Source organism: Schumannella sp. GW821-FHT10F01 (assembly GCF_058809295.1).
In genome coordinates, this window is record NZ_JBXASM010000026.1 from 1 (window position 1) to 6,962 (window position 6,962).

Sequence of the window (6,962 nt, forward strand, 5' to 3'; positions counted from 1 at the left end):
GAGCCGGGGCGGGCGCGGCCGGGACGGCGGGCGCGGCGACGACGGGCTCCGCGGCCGGAGCCGGGAACGCCGCGGCCGGCACGGGGGCCGGGACCTCGAGGTCGACGACGCGGGCGGCCGGGGCCGGGGCGTCGAGGTCGAAGACGGCGGACGACGCGACGGGGGCGTCGAGGTCGAAGACGGCCGACGACGGGGCCGGCGCGGCGTGCGAGGGCGCGGCGTGCGAGGGCAGCGGGGCGTCGAGGTCGATCACGTGGCTCGCCGGGGCGGGCGCGTCGAGGTCGTAGGCCTGCGCGCCGAACTCGGGCACGCCGAAGTCCTGCGCCGCGAAGTCGGGCGCCGGGAAGTCCTGCGCCGCGAAGTCGGGCGCCGGGAAGTCGGCGGGCGCGAACTCGGGCACGAAGACCGGCTCCGCCGGCGCGCTCGAGGCGGGCACGGGCGGCGCGGCGGCCATCGTCGGCGCCGACGTGGGCGGCGGCATGGTCGGCAGAACCGTCTCGGGTGCGGCGGGCGACGCGGTGAACGCGGCGGAGGGGGTGCCGGCCCCACCCGAGACGGGGTCTCCATCCGGCGTCAACGTCGGCGGCGGGGACGTGAAGAGCCCCCGGTCCGTCGGCGGCGCCGGTGCCGGAGCGCCGAACGGCACCCCGGAAGCATCGGACATCGGAATGTCGTAAACAGGCTTGTCCATCAGATTTCCCCCCAGTACTGCACGGCCGCCTAGGCGACGACGCGCAGGATCTCCTCGATCGACGTCAGGCCGGCGACGGCCTTCGCCCATCCGTCCATGCGCAGGGTGGTCATGCCCTGCGAGATCGCGACCTTGCTGATCTCCGCGCTCGAGGCGCGGGCGACCGTGAGCCGCTCGATCTCCTCGGAGACGCTCATGATCTCGTGCAGCGCGAGACGGCCGCGGTAGCCCGTGTTCGAGCAGGTGGAGCAGCCGACCGGCTGGTACAGCTCCGGCGCGGGCTGCGACGGGTCGACGACGAAGCCGAGCCGGTGCAGGTCCTCCGGGTCGTGCGCGTACGGCTGGCGGCAGCGGTCGCAGAGACGGCGCGCGAGTCGCTGGGCGACGACCGAGTCGAGCGCGGACCCGACGAGGAAGGGCTCGATGCCCATCTCGGTGAGTCGCGTCACGGCGCTCGGCGCGTCGTTCGTGTGCAGCGTCGAGAGCACGAGGTGGCCGGTCAGCGACGCCTCGATCGCGATCTGCGCGGTCTCGTGGTCGCGGATCTCGCCGATGAGGACCACATCCGGGTCCGATCGGAGGATCGAGCGCAGCGCGCTGGCGAAGGTCAGGCCGGCCTTGTTGTTGACCTGCACCTGGTTGATGCCCGCCATGCGGAACTCGACCGGGTCCTCGACCGTGATCACGTTGATCTCGGGGCGGACGACGGCGTTGAGCGTCGTGTACAGCGTGGTCGACTTGCCGGAGCCGGTCGGGCCGGTGACGAGGATCATGCCGTACGGCTTCGTGTACGACCGGCGGTAGGCCTCCGCGTTGCGCGGGGTCAGGCCGAGCTGGTCCATCGACACCTTGGTGGCGTTGTTGTCGAGGATTCGCATGACGACCTTCTCGCCCCACACCGTGGGGAGGGTCGCGACGCGGAGGTCGATCTGGCGGCCGCCGTGGCGCACCGAGAGACGGCCGTCCTGCGGCTTGCGGCGCTCGGCGATGTCGATGTCCGACATGATCTTCAGGCGCGAGATGACGCCGTTCTGGATGTTCTTGGGCGCGCGCTGCATGACGTGCAGCACGCCGTCGATGCGGTAGCGCACGGTGAGCTCGAGCTCGCCCGGCTCCAGGTGGATGTCGGACGCGTGGTCCTGGATGCCCTGGCTGATGAGCAGGTTCACGAAGCGCACGATGGGCGCGTCGTCCTCGAAGCCGTCGGCGATGGCGACGTCGGCCGACGGTGCGGCCTCCTCCTCGAGCACGCTGGTCAGCGAGTCGAGCTCGCCGTCCATGCGGTGGAACTTGTCGACCGCCGTGAGCAGGTCGGCGCGCTCGGCGACGACCGGCTTGATGCGCATGCGGGATGCGGCGCGCACGTCGTCGATCGCGAGCACGTTGCCCGGGTCGGCCATGGCGAGCGTGAGCTGGTCGCCCTGCACGCTGAGCGGCAGCACCTCGTAGCGGCGGCAGATCGCCGCCGGCACGAGCGAGACGGCGGTCGAGTCGACCGGGTAGTCGAGCAGCTCGACGAAGGCCAGGCCCAGCTGGGCTGCGCGGGCGGATGCCAGCGACGCGGGCGTCAGGACGCCCTCGTCGAGCAGCTTCTGCACGACCGCGTTCTCGTCGTAGTCCGGCGAGTACACGGCGTCGATGCTGGTGATCGGCATGAGGCCGCGGATGATGAGGATCTCGGCAAGGGAGGTCATGTCACCCCCCTCAGAATGACGAACCATCTGCGTCGCCGACCCCCCGCCGGTGCGCAGTGCGAGGTGAGCCTTTCGGGTGCTCTCCCCTGCGATCACGACACTAGACGCGCGTGTCGTTTCGCCCCATACCCGCTTCAGGGGGGTAAGGGTCCGCCGGCGCTACTGGAACTGCGGGGGCACGTAGGCGAGCTGCGCGCTGATGAGGCCGCGGTCGCGCGACACGATCTGCGCGCGGCCGGCAACCGCGGGCTGCGGCTTGACCTTGCCGATCAGCGCGCCCTCCTCCGGGTTGCCGGACAGCAGGATGCCGGTGGTGCCGAGGTCGGTCATCCGCTGGATGATCGGGTCGTACGCCGCGCGGCTCGCGCCGCCCGCGCGCCGGGTCAGGATCACGTGCAGGCCGAGGTCGGACGCCTGCGCGAGCAGCGGCGCCATCGCGGCGAGCGGGTTGCCCTGCGAGGTCGCGACCAGGTCGTAGTCGTCGACGAGGATGAAGCCCTCGGCGCCCTTCCACCACGACCGCGAGCGCAGCTGGTCGGGAGTGACGTCCGGCCCCGGGATCCGGCTGGCGAAGAAGGCCGACAGCTCGCCGATCCCGGACATGGCCATGTCGTGCGAGGTGAGGTACGCGCCGAGGTACTCCTGCGGGATCTCGCCGAGCAGCGCGCGCCGGTAGTCGATCGCGAAGATCTTCGCCTCCGCGGGCGTGTAGAGCCGCATGATCTCGTGCACGACGCCGCGCAGCATCGACGACTTGCCGGAGTCGGCGTCGCCGTAGAGGAACAGGTGCGGCTCGGCCTGCGGGTCGATCGCGAACGGCGCGAGCTGCGCCTCGTCGACGCCGAGCAGGATGCTCCGGGTCTCCCCCGCCTGGGCGCGGAGCTGGTCGAGCGGGAGCAGCTCCGGGAGCAGGCGCAGCTTCGGCCCGGGCTGCCCGGTGTACGCGGCGCTCACCTTCGCGACGAGGTCCTCGATGCCGTCCGACAGCGACGACGCGTCGCCGGAGCCGTCGATGCGCGGCAGGGTGGTGAGCATCTGCAGCCGGCGCGGGCTCAGGCCGCGTCCCGGGTGCCCGGCGTTCACGTTGGCCGCGGCCTTGCGGTCGATCTCGGAGTCGGCCGGATCGCCGAGCCGCAGCTCGAGGCGGGAGCCGATGAGGTCCTTGAGGTTGGCGCGGATCTCGAGCCAGCGGGCCGCGGTCACGATCACGTGCACGCCGAACGTGAGGCCTCGGGCCGCGATCGTCTGCACCTGCTGCTCGAGCTGCTCGAACTCGCCGCGCATGGTCGCCCAGCCGTCGACGACGAGGAAGACGTCGCCCCAGCCGTCGTCGACCTGGCCGCGCGCGCGGCGCTGCCGGTAGGTGTCGATGGAGTCGATGCCCTGCTGCCGGAAGAACACCTCGCGGGCGTCGATGATGCTCGACACCTCGGAGACGGTGCGGCGCACCACGTCCGGCTCGGAGCGGGTCGCGATGCCGGCGATGTGCGGGAACGAGTGCATGCCCGCGAACGAGCCGCCGCCGAAGTCGATGACGTAGAACTGCACCTCGCGCGGGGTGTTCGTCAGCGAGAGCGCGACGACCGTGCTGCGGGCGAGCGTCGACTTGCCGCTGAGCGGACCGCCGACGATCGCGAGGTGACCGGCCGCGCCGCCGAGGGAGACGGTGAGGCTCTCGCGGCGCTGCTCGAGCGGCACGTCGACGATGCCGAGCGGCACCGTCAGCGATCCGGCGTCGCGCCAGCGGCGGGAGATGAGGCCGAGCTCCGGGTCCGGCGCGAGATCCGGCATGAGCTGGTCGAGGGAGGCCGGCAGGTCGAGCGGCGGGAGCCAGACCTGGTGGGCGGCGGGGCCCTGCCCCTCCATCCGGTCGACCGCGATCTGGAAGGTGGAGCGCTTCTCCTCCGGCTCCGCGGCCACCGCGGCGGCCGGGGTCGGCGCCTCCTGCTCCTCGTCGGCCTCGTCGCGGCGCACGCGCGCGGCCGTGAACAGCTCGACGTCGGCCAGCGGGTCGATCGTGACGCCGTCGCCGCCGGCGGCGCGCGCGGCGGAGCGGCGGCGGCGCTTCGGCGCCCCCGACACGTACGCGGCGCGGAACTGGGTCATGGTCTCGGTGTCGGCCTTGAGATAGCCGACGCCCGGCTCCTGGGGCAGCGTGTACGCGTCCGGCACGCCGAGCACCGCGCGCGACTCCGCCGCGGAGAACGTGCGGAGGCCGATCCGGTAGGAGAGGTAGGTGTCGAGGCCGCGGAGCTTGCCCTCCTCGAGCCGCTGCGAGGCGAGCAGCAGGTGCACCTGCAGGGAGCGGCCGACGCGGCCGATGTTGATGAAGCTGTCGACGAACTCGGGCTTCGCCGAGAGCAGCTCGCTGAACTCGTCCGCGACGATGAGCAGCGCCGGCAGCGGTGCGAGATCGGGACGGTCGGTGCGGCGGGCCTTCTCGTAGTCGGACACGTTCGCGAAGTTGCCGGAGGCCCGCAGCAGCTCCTGCCGTCGCACCACCTCGCCCTGCAGCGCGTCCTGGAAGCGGTCGACGAGCGAGATCTCGTCGCCGAGGTTCGTGATGATCGCGGACACGTGCGGCATGCCCGCCATGCCGGCGAACGTCGCGCCGCCCTTGAAGTCGACGAGCACGAAGTTGAGCTGCTCGGACGAGTGCGTCATCGCGAGCGCGAGCACGAGGGTGCGGAGCACCTCCGACTTGCCCGAGCCGGTCGCGCCGATGAGCACGCCGTGCGGGCCCATGCCCTGCTGGGCCGACTCCTTGATGTCGAGCACGATCGGCGCGCCCGTCGTGTCCTGGCCGATCGGCACGCGGAGGCGGTCGCGCTCGAGCCGTCCGCTCCACGACTGGGAGAAGTCGACGTCGCGCACGTCCGGCAGCCCGAGCAGGTCGACGAGCTCCATCTGGCGCTGGGTCGCCGCTCCGCCGCCCGCGGCGGCGGCCGTCGGCGAGTACAGCGGCAGCAGGCGGCGGGCGGTGGCCTCCGCCTCGGTGATGCTGGCGTAGTCCGGCGTGACGCGCTCGGACTGGGTGCGCACCTGCAGCAGCTCGGCGGTGCCCTCGACGCCGGCGGCCCCGCCGAACGCGACGCGGAGCACGCCCGGGTTCAGCAGCTCGCCCCAGCGGCTCGGCAGGTCGATGACGGTGACGCCCTGCATGCCCTCCTCGCTGACCACCGGATTGCCGGCCGGCAGCGGCACGCCGTCGGACACGATCACCACGTGCGGCAGCGTGCCCGCCGCGGCGCCGAACCGGGAGCGCTCGCGCAGGTCCGCCGGCAGCAGCTCCTCGAGCTCGTCGATCGAGCCGGCGATCATCCGCGCGGGGCCGATGGCGTCGGAGACCCGGCGCGAGTGGGTGTGCGGCAGCCACTTCGCCCACTCCCACTGCGGCAGCGCGCCGTCCTCCGCGAGCACCGCGATCTGGAGGGTGTCCGGGTCGTGCAGGGTCGCGAGTCCGAGCAGCATCGAGCGCACGAGGCCGCGCACCTCGTCCTCATCGTCGCCGGTGATCTCCACCTTCGAGACGTCGCGGAGCGAGCGGGCGAGCGGCAGGTTGTGCTGCACCTCGTGCGTGAGCATGAAGCGGTGCGCCGCGGAGGCGGCGACCGGGTCGAGCTGCGCGAGCGGCGGCAGCTCCGGAGCCTCGAGGCTGACGCAGAGCGGCTGGTCGCTGACGCCGAGGCGCACGGTGAGGAAGTCCTCGTCGGATGCCGCCCGCTCGAATACGCGGGTGCGCTCCTCGGCGAGGTAGGTGAGCGCCTGCGGGGCGGGGTTCACCCAGTTCGCCGCGCGGCGCTGCTGGCGTGCGGCGGTGCGCACGGTCGTCCGCAGCTCGCCGAGGTAGGCGAGGTACTCGCGCCGCGCGCCGAGCACCTGCGAGTTGCGCTGCGAGCGCTGGCGCCAGCCGTTGACGGCGACGAAGCCGAGCGAGGAGAGCAGGAACATGCCGCCCGTGACGAAGCCTGTCGGGCCGCTGTTCGAGACGGTGACCATGACGATCGAGCCGATGCTGCCGAGCATCGGGAGCATCGAGCTGAGCAGGCCGGAGCCGCCCTCGGAGGCCTGGAGCTCGGGCGGCGGCTGCACCGCGATCTTGCCGGAGGGCACGCGGGGCGGGGCGAGACGGGATCCGGTCATGCTGTCCTCTGTCCCCCGACGAGGAGGCTCACGGTGAAGGCGCGGTTGCCGACGCGCACGCGGGTGCCCTCCTCGAGCACCGTGCGGTCGCCCGGGGCGAGGCGGACGGCGCCGCCGTCCTCGTCGAGCAGCTCGGTGCCGTTGGTCGACCCGGTGTCGGTGACCCAGGTGCGGCCGCGCGCGTGCTCGAGTCGCAGGTGCGTCTTGGAGACGGTCGACTCGGGGTCGGCGACGACGATGAGCCGGTCGGAGGCCTCCGTCGCGGCGGGCGAGCGGCCGAGGTTGACCGCGACCGGGGTCGGGAGCTGCTCGCGCTGGCCGGTGTCGAAGACGAGGAGGAGCTCGGGCTCGGGCGCCGGCGCGGAGGGTGCCGCGGGCTGCGCGGGGGCGGCGGCGGCCGCCGGCTCGGCCTGCGCCGGCGCGGGGCGCTCGGC

3 protein-coding genes and 1 pseudogene are annotated in these 6,962 nt (G+C 73.0%); all 4 read right to left on the bottom strand.

Going from position 1 to position 6,962, the window contains the following annotated elements; genetic code table 11:
• Positions 1-481, bottom strand: a pseudogene (locus AC1RSJ_RS16555) (hypothetical protein); the annotation flags it as partial.
• 239 nt (positions 482-720) lie between these two features.
• The gene (locus AC1RSJ_RS16560; protein ID WP_493119577.1) at positions 721-2,385 is read right to left on the bottom strand and encodes a GspE/PulE family protein; all 1,665 of its coding nucleotides are present in this window, start codon (positions 2,383-2,385) and stop codon (positions 721-723) included.
• Between the two features lie 159 nt (positions 2,386-2,544).
• A complete protein-coding gene (gene eccCa / locus AC1RSJ_RS16565) occupies positions 2,545-6,528 on the bottom strand; it encodes a type VII secretion protein EccCa (protein ID WP_493119578.1) in 3,984 nt (1,327 codons plus the stop codon).
• On the bottom strand, positions 6,525-6,962 hold a 438-nt coding region (locus tag AC1RSJ_RS16570), incomplete at its 5' end, for an FHA domain-containing protein (RefSeq protein WP_493119579.1). The genes eccCa and AC1RSJ_RS16570, both read right to left, overlap by 4 nt.

Bases quoted from the DNA above. Each gene is read 5' to 3' on its own strand.
- AC1RSJ_RS16560 (WP_493119577.1), bottom strand. From the start codon at position 2,385: ATGACCTCCCTTGCCGAGATCCTCATCATCCGCGGCCTCATGCCGATC.
- eccCa (WP_493119578.1), bottom strand. From the start codon at position 6,528: ATGACCGGATCCCGTCTCGCCCCGCCCCGCGTGCCCTCCGGCAAGATC.